Below are 17,774 nucleotides of genomic sequence, written 5' to 3' on the forward strand. Positions count from 1 at the left end.
GAGGAAAGGACTATAACAAAATTTATGAGAAAGCGTAATCACCATCAGATACTGTGGTTAAGGTGTGGTTATATCAGTATATTTGTATAGTTCATCGCTAAACTTTATTGTTGTCAAATGTGTAAATAGTTTTATGATATCGAAAAAATAGCTAAATCCCCACGGCAGTACCGATAATATATATTTGATGCAATGTCAGCACCTGACTATTATTAAATAACTATCAATTGATTTTATCATATTCTAATTTATTAGAATATTATATCGAATTGTGGTTAAAATTAATAAAAGGTATAAAGAAAAAGTTTCATTTGACGTTATATCGTTATATAGCAAAGCGTTACACCATTATCTGGTTTTCAAATTGGCGCGGGCTAAAGTTGAAAAAAGATAATAACACTTGTTGTGGAGGTTGAATGCTTATGTTGCGAATGTTACGAAAAATGACAACTTTTTTGTTCATGTCTTTATCTTATTATCCTGTAATGGTGAATTCTTCATCCTCCTCCAGTTCTGGAACTATTTACTTTCATGGAACTATCGTTGAGTCTCCATGCCAATTTAGTTGGGATAAAGAGCATACTGAAATGGTCTGCTGGTATAATGGCAAACAGTTAATTAAAGAAAAAAACATAGAATATCAAAAGGATAGTAAGTCACCAGTATCTATGGTAAAACATATTGGAACAGAAGAAATAAAATGGGTTGGAAAAAATAAGGAATTGGGTATTGTGACTATAACTTATCATTAGATGTTACATAAAAGTATAATAGTTATTTATTTTAGCTAAATATTATAAAATAAAACCAATAAATTTATCTGTGATTTAGTTCAAATACTTATTGTTAATAACAGTTTTATTCATTAATCAACAAAAACAGTGTGCTTATTTTTAATTAAAAAATGACTTTTGATATTTATCAATAAAAGTTCTCAATGTCGTATTTTTCTTACGTGAAATAGTTATTATGGGGATGAAGGAATAAAAGGTAGCTGAGTTTTAGTTAATGGAAAAACGAAAGTGAGGTAACCATGAAAAATTATCTTAAGCTGTTAATGAGTTGTTTATTGGTTTCATGGCTTTCTTATGGATATGCCGAATCTAAAGGAGGAGTCATTCGGTTTTCAGGTGCGATTGTTGATCCAGGATGTCAAGTTGTGATATCAAACACTCAAGCCAATATCTCTTGCTATCGATTAGGTAAAAATCTCACTGTTAAACAAATCATTTCAACTCACAAAACGAAAGGCGGTGTCATGCTTCCTGGCAACATAGGGGTTTCCAGCGTGAAGTGGACTGATAATCAGAAACGTGTGGCAATTGTTAATGTGGATTACTTCTAACTTCAAAGACGATGAGTTGCTCTTTGCATCAAGTGTTATTCTCGTCAAAAGAGCAACTCATATTTAAGGATAAAGAATTAGTCACAACGTCCCATATAGCGACGCTCTGCAATATGAATGCGGATTTTTTCACCCGAACTCAAGTATTCGGGAACTTGAATAGTCAATCCTGTACTCATTTTCGCCGGTTTAGTGCGAGCACTCGCTGATGCCCCCCTAATACCTGGTGATGTTTCTTCAATGACCATATCAACAGTCTGCGGCAATTCAAGCGCTAACAATTGCTCATCCATTGTCAGGACCTGCATGCCTGGTAAACCTTCTTCGGGAATAAATAGCAGTTCTTCTTCGATTTGATCTTTTTTGAAGTGATAAGGGGTGAAATCTTCGTCATCCATAAAGATATATTCATCACCATCAATATAGGAAAAACTTACGCTACGGCGGGTCAATGTGATGGTTTCAAGAATGTCATCACCTTTGAAACGTTCTTCCACTTTCTGACCAGTACGAATATCAGTAAACCGCATCTTATATAGCGTGCTGGCACCACGTGCGCTGGGCGATTGAATATCGATGTCTTTAACTAATAATAGCTTTCCATTGTAGCTGATTGCAGCGCCGCGCTTAATTTCATTGGCTTTAGCCATAGATACCTTCCGTAGAAACAAGGAAATAGTGGAATGAATATTGAAGTGGCGACAAAATTACTCGCAGTTGGTCTATTAGGCAAGAGGTGAATGAATGCCCCAGTAAAAATACTGGGGTGGCAGGAAAACATTAACGATAAACTGGCAACAAATCAAACAAAGAGAGAATGTGTGCTAGCGCATTTATCAAACCGAATAGGATAACAAAGACAATCAAAAAATTACCGCCCGGAGCCTGATAGCTGGATGTCGGAAAGCATTTACGGCTTGCTCGGGCCATTAAAGCCGGAACAATAACTGCCCAGATGGTTGCTGCCAGGCCAGCAAAACCGATGGCATAGAGGAAACCGTTTGGAAAAATCAGTGACAATGCAGTCGGGGGAACGAATGTAATCAGTGCTGTTTTAAAACGACCTTTGCCAGTGTCATCAAATTTAAAATAGTCTGCCAGATAGTCAAATAATCCTAATGATACACCTAAGAAAGAACTCGCCAAAGCCATATATGAAAAGGCATTTAAGAGTTGGCCCATTGTTGTATTATCAGAGGTTTTATCTATCTGTTGCAATAAGTTACCGATATTACCGCCATCAGCAATGATTTGTTTGAAGGCCTCACGCGGAATATTCCCCTGAATAACATACTGCCATAAAATGTAAATCGCTAATGTTATCAATGCCCCATATAGCAAGCTGTGTGTGACGGCTTTACTGTCTTTATTATAATACTTAACCAGCCCTGGAACGTTGCCGTGAAAACCAAATGAGGCTAATAAATAAGGTAACGAGATTAAAGCATAGGGTAAATAGTCTGAATGGGTATTAGCTTGATCAAATAAGATGGTTGGCTTAACTTCGGTAAACATACCACCGACAGACATAATAAAGGTAATGACCATGCCGCCTATCAAGATAGTGCTTAAGCGATCGACTGCTTTAGTCGATACCCAAACGATAAAGGCAACGATAAAGGCAAAGCATAATCCAGATATTGATTGAGGTAGCGGAATAATGTTCTCGATATTGTGAGAGAATATTGAACCCCCTGCTGAAATATAAGCATAAGTTAAGATATACAGAACGAAGGTGATGGATAAATCATTAAGGGTACTCCAGCCTCTGCCTAACAAATCCTTAGTGACCGTATGGAAACTGGAGCCAGCAGGGTAATTCATATTGGCTTCCAGAATCATCAGACCAGAGAAATACATACATGCACAGGTATATAACAGCAAAATGATTGATCCTGTAAACCAGACACCTGATGTGACAATCGGAATGGAAAACATACCTGCGCCGACAGCAGTACCGGCAATGATCATAGCGCCACCAAATATAGAGGGGCGTTTCAAATTTTGCGTTACCTCAATGGACATATAGACTCCCTGATGAATGATGCTACCTTGTACTAGCGCAACGATACATAAATAAATTATATGTGTAAACAAATAATTAAGAAAATATATACAAAGGTAGGACAGGTATCTGAGAAAACCTGCCAGAAGGGAGTCCGGTATTAATTTGCGCAATAGATTTCACGAATCGCAAGAAATTATGCCGTTGCATATCTTACTTTTAGATGGCATTAACACAATGATCAATTGGGCAGTAATTTTAACTGAAACGATTCAATTTTGATGTTATAAATAACAGATAAAACTTAATATTACTTATGACTGTTTATTCAGGAGATACCGGGCAAGATGAGCCGTCGAGTTGCCACAATTACCTTAAATCCAGCTTATGATTTAGTTGGCTTATGCCCAGATATTGTTAAGGGACATGTTAACCGTGTACAGACGGCAGGGCTTCACGCGGCTGGTAAAGGAAACAATGTTGCAAAGGTACTGCGTGATTTAGGTATTGATGTGACTGTCAGTGGTTTTCTGGGACGAGAGAATCAGGGAGGGTTTCAGCAGTTTTTTAGCGAAAACAGGATGGTAAATCGTTTTCATCTCGTTTCTGGGCGAACGCGGATTAATGTCAAGCTGACTGAAAAACAGGGTGAAGTGACAGATTTCAATTTTTCTGGTTTTCATGTGACAGAAGAAGAATGGAGTCGGTTTGTCAGTGATTCTCTGACATGGCTGGGGCAGTTCGATATGGTTGTTGTCAGCGGTAGTTTGCCCGAAGGAATTACAGCAGAATCATTTGCGGATTGGATGATGCAATTACGACAGTCTTGTCCCTGCGTTATTTTCGACAGTAGCCGTGAAGCGTTTGTTGCTGGACTTAAGGCATTACCTTGGCTGATAAAACCCAATCGCCATGAATTGGAGATTTGGGCGGGTAGGCCATTGCCGGAATTGGATAGCGTTATTGATGCAGCTCATGAATTACGCAATAGGGGGATCGCCCACGTTGTTATTTCACTGGGAGAGCAGGGAGCATTATGGGTCAATGCCTCTGGTTCATGGTTGGCAAAACCACCACATTGTGAAGTAGTCAGCACAGTTGGGGCCGGGGATTCTATGGTTGGAGGATTGGTCTATGGTTTGCTGATGAGAGAATCCAGCGAACACACATTGCGCCTGGCGACCGCAGTTTCTGCGCTTACGGTTAGCCAGCCGAATGTCGGGATTAAAAGCCGTACTGAACTTGCATCAATGATGGCGAAGATCGAGTTAATTTCAGTCAGGTAATTAACTTTGCTGGGATTTTAGCCAGGCAATTTCTTCAACCCAGATGCCCGGATTGATCGTTTCAAGAACCAGAGGAATACCATTGAAACGGTCATCTTTCATGATATAGCTAAAAGGTGTTTTACCGATATTGCCTTCACCAAGGCTGTGATGTCGGTCAACACGGCTGGAAAATTCACTTTTGGCATCGTTCAGATGCATGGCCTTAAGATATTTGAATCCAACGATTTCATCGAATGCTTTGAAAGTCGCCTCGCAATCTTTTTCAGTGCGCAAATCGTAACCAGCTGCAAAAGCGTGGCAGGTGTCAATACAGACTCCAACGCGGGTTTTGTCTTCGACACCATCGATAATTGCCGCCAGCTGTTCGAATTTAAAACCAAGGTTGGTGCCCTGTCCGGCGGTATTTTCGATAACGGCAGTGACACCTTGTGTTTTATCCAAAGTCATATTAATGGATTCCGCAATACGGGCGAGGCACTTATCGGTGTCAATTTTATTGAGATGGCTGCCCGGATGGAAATTCAGCAGGTCGATGCCTAACTGTTCACAGCGCTGCATTTCATCAAGGAACGCTGCCCGGGATTTTTCCAGACCGTCTGTTTCAGGATGTCCAAGATTAATTAGGTAGCTGTCATGAGGAAGAATTTGTCGGCTATCATAACCGTAACGTTCACAGTTCGCTTTGAATTGATCAATAACTTCTGTCGATAACGGCGGGGCATACCATTGGCGCTGGTTTTTCGTGAACAAGGCAAATGCCGTTGCATTTAATTCATGGGCACGGATCACGGCCTGATCAACACCGCCCGCAGCACTCACATGGGCTCCAATAAATTTCATCTTATTTTCTCCTGTGTTTTCGTCATTATGGCATTGTTCACTTGATTGATAAAATTTTGGCAGCAAAAGTCAATTTAATATTCCTTCATGCTGAATTAGCGCAATAAATGATGGATGCCTTGATTGACGATTAATCCTCCCGCGACTAGCCAGACAAACAAAATAAGTGCCAGCAGAATGGGTTTAACCCCAGCCTGGCGAATAGCACTGATATGGGTGGTTAACCCTAACGCAATCATCGCCATTGCCAGCATGATGGTATCAATTAATATCCCGGTTGCACCAACATCTGTGATTTGCTGGAAAGTCAGACGGAATCCATAAAGGATGATGCCAGCGCGTAGTAGATAGTGTTTGGAGAAATGGATACCGCTATCACAGGTGGATTTTAAGGGAGGGTACAGTGTATTGCCGATAACCATCCCCAATAAGATGGCAAGCGTCAGAACACCTAATCCCATATTTATAAACCAGGGAATAGTTCCGATATAGATAGCGAGTGCTGTCAGGACTGCGACCAATATAAGACCGGGAATTAATTTTAATGTGGTATTGGGGTAGGCTTTGGTCAGTTTTCCTGGTTGATTTTCAGACATAATGGAGACTCTATTAGCTTATGTATTGCAGGAATAAGCATATAGAAGATTTTAAAATCAATAAAATTGATAATATTTGTAAATATTATCATTAAAATAGGTTAATTATGGGTGGCTTTTGTTAAGTTGCGTAATACTGTCTAGAATCAAGATTATCTTTCCCTTTTATTTGCTCCCCGCGAGGCCATATGCGTATCACTCTGAGACAACTGGAAATTTTTGCAGAAGTTCTGAAAAGTGGTTCAACGACACAGGCTTCTCAGCAATTAGCGTTATCACAATCTGCGGTAAGTGCTTCACTGACAGATCTTGAAGGACAGTTGGGAGTACAACTGTTTGATAGAGTCGGAAAACGTCTGGTCACCAATGAACATGGGCGTTTGCTCTATCCTAAGGCATTGGCATTACTTGAACAGGCTGGTGAAGTGGAACAGCTTTTCAAACTTGAACTGGGCGCATTGCGGTTAGCGGCCAGCAGCACGATTGGCAATTATATGTTGCCTGAAATGCTGGCCAGATACCGTCAGGATTACCCTGAGACACCACTGGAATTGAATATCAGTAATACTGGAGATGTCATCAAGGCAGTTGCTGGATTTCGTGTTGATTTGGGATTGATTGAAGGATTGTGTCACGATCCTGAGTTGATCACACAACCCTGGATGAAAGATGAGTTGATCGTTTTTTCCTCTCCGGAAAGCCCGCTGTTGCAATGTGAGCTGAACGTGGAAGATTTGATCAAAGCGCCCTGGATATTGAGAGAAAAAGGCTCAGGAACAAGAGAAATCTTGGATCATCTTTTGTTCTCACAAATGCCGAGATTCAATATTGCGATGGAGTTGGGTAATTCGGAAGCCATCAAACATGCTGTTCAATATGGAATGGGGATCAGTTGCCTTTCACGACGAGTTGTCCACGAACAATTAAAAAATGGCACATTATCTGAACTTGTTATTCCTGGACTTAGCCTCAATCGCACCTTGTACCTGATTTACCATCGTCAAAAGCATATCTCCAATGCGTTACGGAAGTTACTGAGTTATTGTCACTAATATTGAGAATATAATCGTATAGCTAATAATTGGCGGTGGATTATGAAGGTATCTTATAACCACGAATCGTTGCTATTCTGGCGACGAGGATTTGTTACAATTCCGCATTAAATTTATTTTAAATGATATAGGAATAGAATGTCTCGCGAAGAAAGTATGCCACGGGATCAGGCTCCGACAACCCTGCGCCGTGAATTAAAAGCACGCCATATGGCAATGATTGCCATCGGTGGATCAATTGGCACGGGGTTATTTGTTGCTTCTGGCACAACAATTTCTCAGGCTGGCCCTGGTGGAGCTTTACTTTCGTATGCATTAATTGGCCTGATGGTCTATTTCTTGATGACCAGCTTAGGCGAATTGGCAGCGTATATGCCAGTTTCAGGATCGTTTTCAACTTATGGTTCCAAATATGTTGATGAGGGCTTTGGCTTCGCATTGGGATGGAACTACTGGTACAACTGGGCAGTGACGATTGCCGTTGACCTTGTCGCTGCGCAACTGGTAATGGGATATTGGTTTAATGATGTTCCTGGTTGGGTATGGAGTGCGTTATTCCTTAGCTTGATTTTCCTGTTGAACGTCATTTCCGTCAAAGGATTTGGTGAGGCAGAATATTGGTTCTCCTTGATCAAAGTTTCCACAGTTATTGTGTTCATTGCCGTTGGCATTTTAATGATTGCTGGCATCATGCAAGGCGCTGAAAGTGCAGGTTGGCATAATTGGGCAGTGGGTGACGCTCCTTTTGCAGGTGGTTTTGCAGCCATGATAGGGGTGGCAATGATTGTCGGTTTTTCCTTTCAGGGGACAGAGCTGATAGGCATTACTGCGGGGGAGTCGAAAGATCCAGCGAAAAATATCCCTCGTGCGGTGCGCAAAGTATTCTGGCGTATCTTATTGTTCTATGTGTTTGCGATTTTAATCATCAGCCTGATCATTCCTTATACTGATCCGAATTTGTTACGCAATGGCGTGAAAGATATCAGTGTTAGTCCATTTACGCTGGTATTTGAAAATGCTGGCTTATTATCAGCGGCTGCAATAATGAATACGGTGATATTAACTGCTGTTCTGTCAGCGGGAAACTCAGGGATGTATGCATCTACTCGTATGCTATTCACTCTGGCAAAAGAGGGTAAGGCACCGAAAATTTTTAGTCATCTGTCTAAAGGTGGTGTTCCGCGTAATGCGCTTTATGCGACAACCGTGGTTGCAGGGCTGTGTTTTTTTAGCTCCATGTTTGGTAACCAAACCGTCTATTTGTGGTTATTGAATACATCAGGTATGACTGGATTTATCGCATGGCTTGGAATTGCAATCAGCCATTACCGCTTTCGTAAAGGTTATGTCGCCCAAGGTTTGGATCTCAATGCTCTGCCATATCGCTCAGGTTTTTTCCCTATTGGGCCGATTTTTGCCTTTATTTTATGTTTGGTTATCACTTTGGGCCAAAATTATCAGGCGTTTTTGCAAGATAAGGTTGACTGGTATGGCGTGACGGCGACTTACATTGGCATCCCGTTATTCCTGCTTATTTGGTTGGGTTACAAGCTGAAAAAGAAAACGCGTTTTGTGAAATACAGTGAGATGGCATTTCCCGCCTTCAAGTATACCGACAAAGAGTGATTTGTTAATAGGTTATTAATAAGCTGATTCTTATTGGTTAAAGTGTTATTGATTTTTTTACGAAAAACTGCCGGTTCTGTGATGGAATTGGCAGTTTTTATTTTTCATAGAGTTAGGGAATAAATATCAACGATAAATTTCGGATATACCATCCCGATCGCATTGATAAGTATTCTTATTTGCTTTATTGTTAGCAGCACAATTGTTGCATGAAGAGGCTAACTAAAGTGAAGTTTGTATTTCGAGCAGTCGTGAAAAGTATGAGTATCAGTCTAATGTCGGGTTCTGCCATGATGGCAAGTTTTGCATCTTGGGCTGAAACAGTCACTGATGTTGCTGGACGTACTGTTGAGGTGCCCGGGAAAGTCAATCGTATCTTGTTGGGTGAAGGCCGTCTATTCCATTCTATTGCCATCTTGGAAGGGGATAAACCTCTGGCTCGTATCGCTGGTTGGCAAGGTGATTTCCGTAAACTGGACCCACAAACTTACGCTATTTATAAAGCTAAATTTCCTGAAATCGATAATATCCCCCTGATTGGTAACACGAGTGCTGACAGTGTTAGCGCCGAGAAAGTGCTGACGCTTAACCCCGACGTTGCCATTTTTGGTCTGTCTGGACATGGGCCGGGAAAAAACAGTGAATTAGTGAAGCAGTTGGAGAAAGCAGGCGTCCCTGTTGTTTTTGTCGATTTCCGCAATGATCCCCTGAAAAATACATTACCTAGCATCCGTATGCTGGGCAAAGTCTTGCATCGTGAAGATCAGGCTAATGCTTACGCTGATTTTTATGAAAAAAAATCTAAAATTGGTTACTGATATTACAGATCGTATACCCGATGCTGAGAAGCCTTCCGTATTTATTGAACTAAGAGCAGGTTCTAGCGAAGATTGCTGTGGTACGGCAGGTAACGGCAATATGGGGAACTTCATTGATTTGGCAGGTGGCAAAAACATCGCCAAAGAAATACTGCCTGCTCCATTGGGCACCGTGAATCTGGAAAAAGTCATTGCCGAAGATCCTTCTATTTACATCGCAAGCGGCGCACAAGATCCGGGTGACAAAGGTAGCGGGATCAAAATGGGCGCTCAAACTTCTGCCGATACTGCCCGTGCTGGCTTAAAAGAAATCACCGAACGTAAAGGTATCAATAACTTAACTGCCGTTAAGGAAGGGCGTAGCTATGCTATTTGGCATCACTACTATAACTCTCCTTATAATGTTGTTGTTGCCCAAGTTTTTGCTAAATGGTTCTATCCTGAGAAATTCGCTGATTTAGATCCGCAACAAACATTGAAAGAACTTCACAATAAATTCTTGGCTATTGAGCCGGTAGGCACATATTGGGTCAGCGAGAAATAAGCAGTAACAGGTAATAAAAATGAGCATCACTACCGAGCCTATGCCAATGGTGAAAAAACAATTGAGTGAGTGCGATATAAAAGCACATTATCGTCATATCCTGCGCCGACGTATTGCATGGATATTATTCATCATCTTGGCGATTGGCATTTCTGTTGTACTGGATTTTACAATAGGACCATCAGGGTTATCGCTGCAAACCCTCTGGCAAACCCTGTTTTCACCGGACAGTGTTAACGTAGCAACACGGGTGATTGTTTGGGATATTCGATTGCCCTATGCCTTGATGGCGGTAGTGATCGGCCTATCACTTGGGTTGGCCGGTGCTGAAATGCAGACAGTCTTGAATAACCCACTCGCCAGCCCCTCTACGTTAGGGGTTTCCGAAGCGGCTTCTTTTGGTGCGGCATTAGCCATTGTGCTTGACATTGGTATTCCGGGAATACCGGAGCAATGGTTTATTTCTGCAAATGCTTTTCTCTTTGCATTATTGGCTGCTTTAATGCTTGATGGCATTACCCGTTGGACGAGAGTTGCAACCACAGGTGTTGTATTGTTCGGGATTGCGATGGTATTTACCTTCGAGGCGTTAGTTTCGATGATGCAATTTATCGCTACGGAAGATACCTTACAGGGGCTGGTTTTCTGGACAATGGGCAGCCTTGGCAGGGCGACATGGGAAAAATTGGGCATTATGATGTTAGTTTTCTCTGTCATTACCCCTATCTCATTGAGTAATTCCTGGAAATTGACCGCATTGCGTCTGGGAGAAGACCGCGCGATCAGTTTTGGCATCAATATTGGCCGCCTGCGTTTGGGAACATTGTTGCGTATCAGTATCCTGACCGCATTAGCGGTTGCCTTTGTCGGCCCTATCGCCTTTATTGGATTGGTGGCTCCTCATATCGCCAGAATAGTATTTGGTGAAGATCACCGTTTCTTCTTGCCTGCGAGTGCGTTGATTGGTGCATTAGTTTTATCCATGGCGTCCATTGCTTCTAAAAACCTGATTCCGGGCGTGATCATTCCGGTTGGGATCGTGACATCGTTGGTTGGTGTGCCTTTCTTCCTGAGCATAGTTTTACGCCACAAGGGGAATGTATGAGTCAGGGGTTAAAAATCAATTATCTGACGGCAGGATATCCGAAGCATTCCGTGATTGAAAATCTGGATATCAATGCATTACCGCGTGGTCAAATCACGGTATTGTTGGGACCGAATGGTTGTGGTAAATCCACCCTCTTGCGTTCGTTGGCGGGATTGAATAAAGCCAGTGGTGAACTGCTGTTGGATGGGCAGGATCTGATGAAGATGAATTTTGCCCAACGTGCCAAAAATGTCGTTTATTTGCCCCAGTCATTACCGGCAGGTGTGCATCTTCATGTATTGGAATCGGTAATTGTTGCCCAACGAGCATCAGGTGGCGTGAGTAGTCACCAATGTGAGCAGGAAGTCATGGAACTGTTGCGCCAGCTTGGTATTGAGCATTTGGCGCTCAACTATTTGGATCAACTATCTGGTGGTCAAAAACAGTTAGTTGGGTTGGCGCAATCATTGATCCGCCGTCCGACATTATTATTATTAGATGAACCATTAAGTGCGCTGGATTTAAATTACCAATACCATGTAATGGATTTAGTCGCACGTGAAACACACCGTCGTAATATTATTACGATTGTTGTTGTTCACGATATTAATATTGCATTGCGTCATGGTCATCATGTATTAATGCTAAAAAAAGGTAAATTAGTTTCCGAAGGTATGCCTGAGCAGGTTATTACACCAAGTAGTCTGGCGGAGGTTTACGGTATTAAAGGCCGGATTGAACGTTGTTCTCAGGGAATACCGCAAGTATTAATTGATGGTTTAGTGACAGAGTTAGCCAGTTAGAATAATAAAAACCATAAGTCGCTTTAGTAAAGCTAAAGCGTAATTTAATAAATATAACACTGACAGGAATAATTAAATTATTCCTGTATTGCGGGCATGTGTCGGTTACCTGTATCGATTCAAATAGTTCTATTCTACCTTTTGGAGAATTGGGAATGACAGTCTTTGCAAAGAAAAAAGTTGTATTAGGTATTATTGCTGCTATCTCATCCAGCGCTGTTTTTGCTGCTAATGCTACTAATAATGGAGAAGATAAAATTGTCGTAACTACTGCGTCAGGTTTCCAACAAAAAATTGAAGATGCACCTGCGTCTATTTCGGTTGTTAGTCGCGAACAATTGGAAACAAAAGCCTACCGTGATGTGACAGATGCATTGAAAGATGTGCCGGGAGTGGTTGTTACTGGCGGTGGTAGTAGCAGTGATATCAGCATTCGTGGTATGGCTTCTAAATATACCATGATCTTAGTTGATGGTAGACGTGTTGATACACGTAGTACTCGTCCAAATAGTGATGGTTCGGGAATCGAACAAGGATGGTTACCACCATTAGCCGCTATCGAGCGTATTGAAGTAGTGCGGGGACCAATGTCTTCTCTATATGGTTCTGATGCTATGGGCGGAGTGATCAATGTTATTACTCGTAAGGCTCAGAAAGAATGGCATTTAACTCTGAAAGCAGACTCTACCCTGACTGAGAGTAAAAATTCTGGTAACAGCTATCAGAGCAGTATTTATGCCGCAGGGCCAATAATTGATGGGTTATTGGGATTAAGAGTGAATGGCTTATATTCTCATCGCAATGAAGATAAATTCTTAGGGGGATTTAGAGAGCAGGAAATGCGCAATGGTGCAGTAGCGTTCTCTTTAACTCCAGATGAGAAAAATGCTTTTACTTTTGAAGCAGCCCGCTATGAGCAAGATCGCGATTCAACTATTGGTAGGACGCGTGATTGCCAGCCAAAATCTTGTGAAGATGATTTAAGTCGTTATAAACGTAATAATTACGCTATTACCCATCATGGTGTTTATGATTTTGGTACGATGACGTCTTATATTCAAAGAGACGAATCTCGTAACCCTGAACGTGCAATGACAAACAATGATACGGTATTTAATAACCATACGACATTTGTATTTGACGACCACACAGTAAGTGTTGGTGGACAATACCGTTATGAAGATTTGCGAGACAACAGCAATAAGTTACCTTCGGCTAAAGATGTTAATAAGTTAACCCGTTGGAGTTGGGCATTAGTCTTAGAAGACGAATGGCAAATGGTTAATGATTTTGCTCTTACTGGCGGAGTGCGGTTAGATAAAGATCAAAATTTTGGAACACATTGGACACCTCGTCTATATGGAGTATGGCACGCTGATGAACAATGGACTATTAAGGGTGGTATTTCTACCGGTTATCGTTCTCCTGATATAAGGCAAGTTACCCCTAATTGGGGCCAAGTAACAGGTGGGCGGCTTCTCAATGGAATGATCTTAGGGAATTCAGATCTCAAGCCAGAGAAAAGTGTAAGTGAAGAGATTAGTATTATCTGGAATAACCAGGATAACTTTAATATTGGTGTAACTGTTTTTAATACTGCTTTTAAAGATAAAATTACTGAAATCAGAGACTGTGAGAAGGACTGTAATCTCGGTAGTGACCATTATGATTTTATTAACAAACGTATAAATGTTGATAAAGCTGATATTAGAGGTATCGAAACCACCATAAATTGGAATATTATTGAAAGTTTGTCGTTTGCAGCAAACTATACTTATACCGATTCTGAGCAAAAAAGCGGTGATTTTAAAGGTCAGCCATTAAACAAAATGCCAACGCACATGGCAAATGCAACTTTGAACTGGCAGCCGTTATCTGAATTAGAGACATGGACGCGTATTAATTTCCGCGGTAAAACAAAGAATTATCAGTACCGCTCTAGTATGAGAGATGGAACGCCTTCTTATACTTTTGTCGATTTAGGGGTAACTTATAATTTAGCTAAAAATCTACGCTTGTCAGGTGGAGTTTATAATGTTTTTGACAAACGAGTCGTTGAGGAAACCCATGATGCCGTCCTGGATGGCCGCCGCTACCACATCGGTATTAATTATGATTTTTAATTAATATTTCGCTTCCTTATTAATATTAATCATTATACTTAACATCTGCACATCCTATAGAATCATCCTGCCATCAATTTTATCATGGTGGGATGATTTTTTTACTGGCAAAAAATCACCATTAAATGGTAAACCGCTTCTCTCTGTGCTAAAAACTAACCAAAGTCAAATCAACGGATATGATGGTATCAGGTTTCAGCACGAACTCAGTAGGAGCCAGCGCCATAAGGCTCCGTAGTGTCGTAAAAAATAATAAATTTTTAGTGTTATCGCCCTTGCTATTTCTGGACTTGAAGTGCAAAATGCGTGCACTAAAAATAACTGGTGTGTAAATATGCACCAGTTATTTTTTTTGCTTTGAGTTATTTTTTACAACACCAAGCGGCCGGATACAGTTCCGGATCGATATTGACCATAAGCAACCAAAATTAAACAGAGGTTGCTGTACTGAGGAATGCAAATATGGAGCAACTATTCTCTTTTGCACTTGTGCCAATTGGCGCTCGTTGCTGCAACGATGACTACGGGGCATGTTCCTCTGTCAATTCACCGTCCTCCAATTCTTCTTTCTTTTCTGTTTATAGACAGATGCGAAGTCAACCCAGTAACTATCGATTAAGTAGTTGTATCAGTACCCAGATCGAAGTTATGGGGGATTTCGCTCATGTCGCATAATACCACCACTCCAACTGCACTTGGTATTAACCAAGCCAGTGCTGATAACCGTGTTCAACTGAGAAGAACATTGACTCTGTTTCAAGTAGTCATGATGGGGCTTGCTTATATGCAGCCAATGACTATTTTTGATACATTTGGTATTGTTTCTGGCCTGACCAGCGGGCATGTTGCAACATCTTATGCTATTGCATTGATCGCGATTTTATTTACAGCGTTAAGTTATGGAAAATTAATCAAGCGTTTTCCATCGGCGGGTTCTGCTTATACTTACGTACAAAAATCAATGAACCCTCACCTCGGATTTATGGTCGGTTGGTCTTCTTTGCTGGATTATATGTTGATGCCGATGATCAACGTGTTATTGGCAAAGATTTATCTGCAAACGCTGTTCCCCGGTATTGAACCGTGGATCTTTGTGGTCGTGTTGACTGCAATTATGACAATTATCAATCTGAGTGGCATCAATGTCGTTGCTAATATTAATAGCATCGTCGTGATTGTCCAGATTGTTGTTATGGTAATACTTGTTGGGCTAATGGTTCGTGGTGTTTATAATGGAGAAGGTGCAGGAACGTTACTGAGTATTCAGCCATTTACATCAGAAGAAGCGCAATTAATTCCGATGATCACTGGTGCAACGATACTTTGCTTCTCATTTCTTGGGTTTGATGGTATTAGCTCTTTGTCTGAAGAAACACCAAATGCAGGTAAGGTTGTCCCCAAAGCGATTTTCCTGACTGCGTTAATTGGTGGCATGATCTTTATCACGGTCTCGTATTTCTTACAGCTCTATTTCCCGGATATTTCTCGGTTTAAAAACCCGAACGCCTCCCAACCAGAAATTATGCTTTATGTTGCTGGTGCGTTATTCCAGTATGTGATTCTTATATTCTCCACTGTCACGGTAATGGCTTCGGGTATGGCTGCACATGCGGGTGTATCTCGTTTGCTCTATGTTATGGGACGTGATGGCGTATTGCCTGAAAAAGTCTTTGCTTATGTTCACCCTAAATGGCGTACTCCAGCCATTAACGTGATATTGGTTGGTATTATCGCCTTATCAGCATGTTGGTTGGATTTGGTGACGGCGACGGCACTGATCAATTTTGGTGCGCTGGTTGCCTTTACGTTTGTTAATTTATCGGTAATTTCTCAATTCTATATTCGTGAACGTCGTAATAATACCTTGAAAGAAACTTTGAATTTCTTGATATTGCCACTTCTTGGTGCTGCGACTGTGGGTGTTTTATGGATGAATTTAGAATCAAATTCGATGGAGTTAGGCTTGATATGGGGAGGCATTGGTCTTATTTATATGTTTTTCCTGACTCGTCGCTTCCGTCAGCCAATGCCGCAGTTTACTGAATCATAATCAGAAAACATTGCAGTATTTTGTTCTAAAAAACAGCACCTGACGATGCTGTTTTTTTATTGAAATGACAAAAGAGAGCGTAAAACATACAAATCTTACCAAAAAGCATCATATAATAAGAAAATTTCCATGCCTGTTTTCATTAAAAGCCTGTCTGTCTGGCTCAAGTAAGGTAAGAGAACTATTATGAATGATGCCAAAAATCCCCCAAATCAGCAATTAATGGCCACTCTCACGAATATTGTTGGATCTTCTCATATTCTCACTGAACCTCGAAAAACGGAACGTTATCGTAAAGGTTTTCGTTCTGGACAAGGGGATGCCCTTGCAGTTGTATTTCCGGGTTCATTATTGGAGCAATGGAGAGTATTCAAAGCCTGTATTGAAGCTGACAAAATTATTTTGATGCAGGCAGCCAATACTGGATTAACGGAAGGCTCGACACCAAGCGGTAATGATTATGACCGCGATATCGTCATTATTAGTACCTTACGAATGGATAAAATTCAGATTCTTCAATCAACAAATCAAGTTATTGCATTCCCTAGTAGTACATTGTGGCATTTAGAAAAAGTATTGAAACCATTGGGACGCGAGCCACACTCAGTTATTGGTTCGTCCTGTATTGGTGCATCCGTTATTGGGGGGATTTGCAATAACTCAGGGGGATCTCTGGTTCGGCGCGGGCCAGCTTATACTGAAATGGCTCTATATGGCCGCGTTAATGAGAAGGGAGAAGCTGAACTGATTAACCATTTGGGAATATCGTTGGGTGATCAACCTGAAGATATCTTGACTTGCCTGGAAGAGCAACGTTATCGAACCGAAGATATTCAGCATAGCGACAGGGTCGCTTCTGATCATGAATACTCACAGCGTGTTCGGGATGTTGATGCAGATACACCATCACGGTTTAATGCTGATGAGCGCAGGCTGTTTGAAGCCTCTGGTTGTGCGGGTAAGTTGGTTGTTTTTGCTGTTCGACTTGATACTTTTCCGGCAGAGCCATCTTCACAGGTTTTTTATATCGGCACTAATCAACCCGAAGTACTGACAGAATTGCGGCGTCATATTCTATCTAATTTTCAGCATTTACCCGTTGCTGGTGAGTACATGCATCGGGATGTATTTGATATTGCAGAAATATATGGGAAAGACACCTTTGTTATGATTGATAAACTAGGCACAGATAAAATGCCAATGTTTTTTGATTTGAAAGGACGAATGGATGCACTTTCAGGTAAAGTGCCATTTTTACCCGCACATTTAACTGATCGTGTTATGCAGGGATTGAGTCGTTTATTACCTGCCCATTTACCCACTCGCCTGAAAGAATACCGAAATCGTTTTGAACATCACTTAATGCTGAAAATGTCAGGTGAAGGTATAAAAGAGGCGAATGAATGGCTGGAAAATTACTTTAAGCAGGCTGATGGGGCGTATTTTGCTTGTACTCCAGAAGAAGGGGCGAAAGCATTCTTACACCGTTTTGCAGCCGCAGGAGCCGCTATTCGTTACCAGGCGGTTCACAGCGATGAAGTGGAAGATATTTTAGCATTGGATATAGCCTTACGGCGCAATGATCGTGAATGGTTT

General features: G+C 41.3%; 14 protein-coding genes and 1 pseudogene (1 of these 15 only partly in view). 11 read left to right on the forward strand and 4 right to left on the reverse strand.

Annotated features, from left to right (window positions below):
- Positions 1-416: 416 nt before the first annotated feature.
- Both PXH59_RS02735 and PXH59_RS02740 read left to right on the forward strand, forming a co-directional pair.
- Positions 417-752: a YmdA family protein gene (locus PXH59_RS02735; protein ID WP_235428332.1), complete on the forward strand. Its 336-nt coding sequence runs from the start codon at positions 417-419 to the stop codon at positions 750-752.
- Positions 753-1,033: 281 nt separating this feature from the next.
- Entirely contained in the window at positions 1,034-1,345 is a 312-nt protein-coding gene (locus PXH59_RS02740) for a YmdA family protein (RefSeq protein ID WP_047769326.1), read from the forward strand.
- A gap of 77 nt (positions 1,346-1,422) precedes the next feature.
- On the opposite strand, the gene yeiP is transcribed toward PXH59_RS02740, so the two are convergent.
- Complete coding sequence (gene yeiP, locus PXH59_RS02745) at positions 1,423-1,995, reverse strand: elongation factor P-like protein YeiP (protein WP_047769324.1); 573 nt, start codon at positions 1,993-1,995, stop codon at positions 1,423-1,425.
- A gap of 130 nt (positions 1,996-2,125) precedes the next feature.
- Positions 2,126-3,370 carry a tryptophan permease gene (mtr, locus tag PXH59_RS02750; protein WP_047769322.1) on the reverse strand — a complete coding sequence of 415 codons (1,245 nt, stop codon included), beginning with the start codon at positions 3,368-3,370 and terminating at the stop codon, positions 2,126-2,128.
- A gap of 327 nt (positions 3,371-3,697) precedes the next feature.
- Between mtr and fruK the strand changes: the two genes are divergently transcribed.
- Positions 3,698-4,636 (forward strand): 1-phosphofructokinase, encoded by a 939-nt coding sequence (fruK, locus tag PXH59_RS02755; protein WP_285810237.1) that lies wholly within the window; start codon positions 3,698-3,700, stop codon positions 4,634-4,636.
- Here the strand turns inward: fruK and nfo are convergent, their stop codons facing one another.
- The gene (gene nfo, locus PXH59_RS02760) at positions 4,637-5,479 is read right to left on the reverse strand and encodes a deoxyribonuclease IV (protein WP_047769319.1); all 843 of its coding nucleotides are present in this window, start codon (positions 5,477-5,479) and stop codon (positions 4,637-4,639) included.
- 95 nt (positions 5,480-5,574) lie between these two features.
- Positions 5,575-6,075 (reverse strand): putative sulfate exporter family transporter, encoded by a 501-nt coding sequence (locus PXH59_RS02765; protein ID WP_047769317.1) that lies wholly within the window; start codon positions 6,073-6,075, stop codon positions 5,575-5,577.
- A gap of 188 nt (positions 6,076-6,263) precedes the next feature.
- Between PXH59_RS02765 and yieE the strand changes: the two genes are divergently transcribed.
- From yieE to dld, 8 genes and pseudogenes are all read left to right on the forward strand, one after another.
- Positions 6,264-7,127 (forward strand): DNA-binding transcriptional regulator YeiE, encoded by an 864-nt coding sequence (gene yieE, locus PXH59_RS02770; protein WP_047769315.1) that lies wholly within the window; start codon positions 6,264-6,266, stop codon positions 7,125-7,127.
- A gap of 138 nt (positions 7,128-7,265) precedes the next feature.
- Positions 7,266-8,753, forward strand: a complete 1,488-nt coding sequence (locus tag PXH59_RS02775) for an amino acid permease (protein ID WP_285810238.1) — start codon at positions 7,266-7,268, stop codon at positions 8,751-8,753.
- A gap of 227 nt (positions 8,754-8,980) precedes the next feature.
- Positions 8,981-10,115, forward strand: a pseudogene (locus PXH59_RS02780) (ABC transporter substrate-binding protein).
- A gap of 19 nt (positions 10,116-10,134) precedes the next feature.
- Positions 10,135-11,220: a FecCD family ABC transporter permease gene (locus PXH59_RS02785; RefSeq protein ID WP_285810239.1), complete on the forward strand. Its 1,086-nt coding sequence runs from the start codon at positions 10,135-10,137 to the stop codon at positions 11,218-11,220.
- Complete coding sequence (locus PXH59_RS02790) at positions 11,217-12,005, forward strand: ABC transporter ATP-binding protein (protein ID WP_047769307.1); 789 nt, start codon at positions 11,217-11,219, stop codon at positions 12,003-12,005. Before PXH59_RS02785 ends, PXH59_RS02790 begins: the two co-directional genes overlap by 4 nt.
- A 155-nt stretch (positions 12,006-12,160) precedes the next feature.
- Positions 12,161-14,128, forward strand: a complete 1,968-nt coding sequence (locus tag PXH59_RS02795) for a ligand-gated channel protein (RefSeq protein WP_285810240.1) — start codon at positions 12,161-12,163, stop codon at positions 14,126-14,128.
- Between the two features lie 664 nt (positions 14,129-14,792).
- Complete coding sequence (locus PXH59_RS02805; protein WP_047769303.1) at positions 14,793-16,178, forward strand: APC family permease; 1,386 nt, start codon at positions 14,793-14,795, stop codon at positions 16,176-16,178.
- A gap of 186 nt (positions 16,179-16,364) precedes the next feature.
- Positions 16,365-17,774 carry the 5' portion of a D-lactate dehydrogenase gene (gene dld, locus PXH59_RS02810; protein ID WP_285810241.1) on the forward strand. Its footprint extends 336 nt past the window's final position, so the window shows 1,410 of its 1,746 coding nt (coding positions 1-1,410); the start codon lies at positions 16,365-16,367; its stop codon lies off the right edge, out of view.

The organism is Xenorhabdus bakwenae, assembly GCF_030272115.1.
Taxonomy (GTDB): domain Bacteria; phylum Pseudomonadota; class Gammaproteobacteria; order Enterobacterales; family Enterobacteriaceae; genus Xenorhabdus; species Xenorhabdus bakwenae.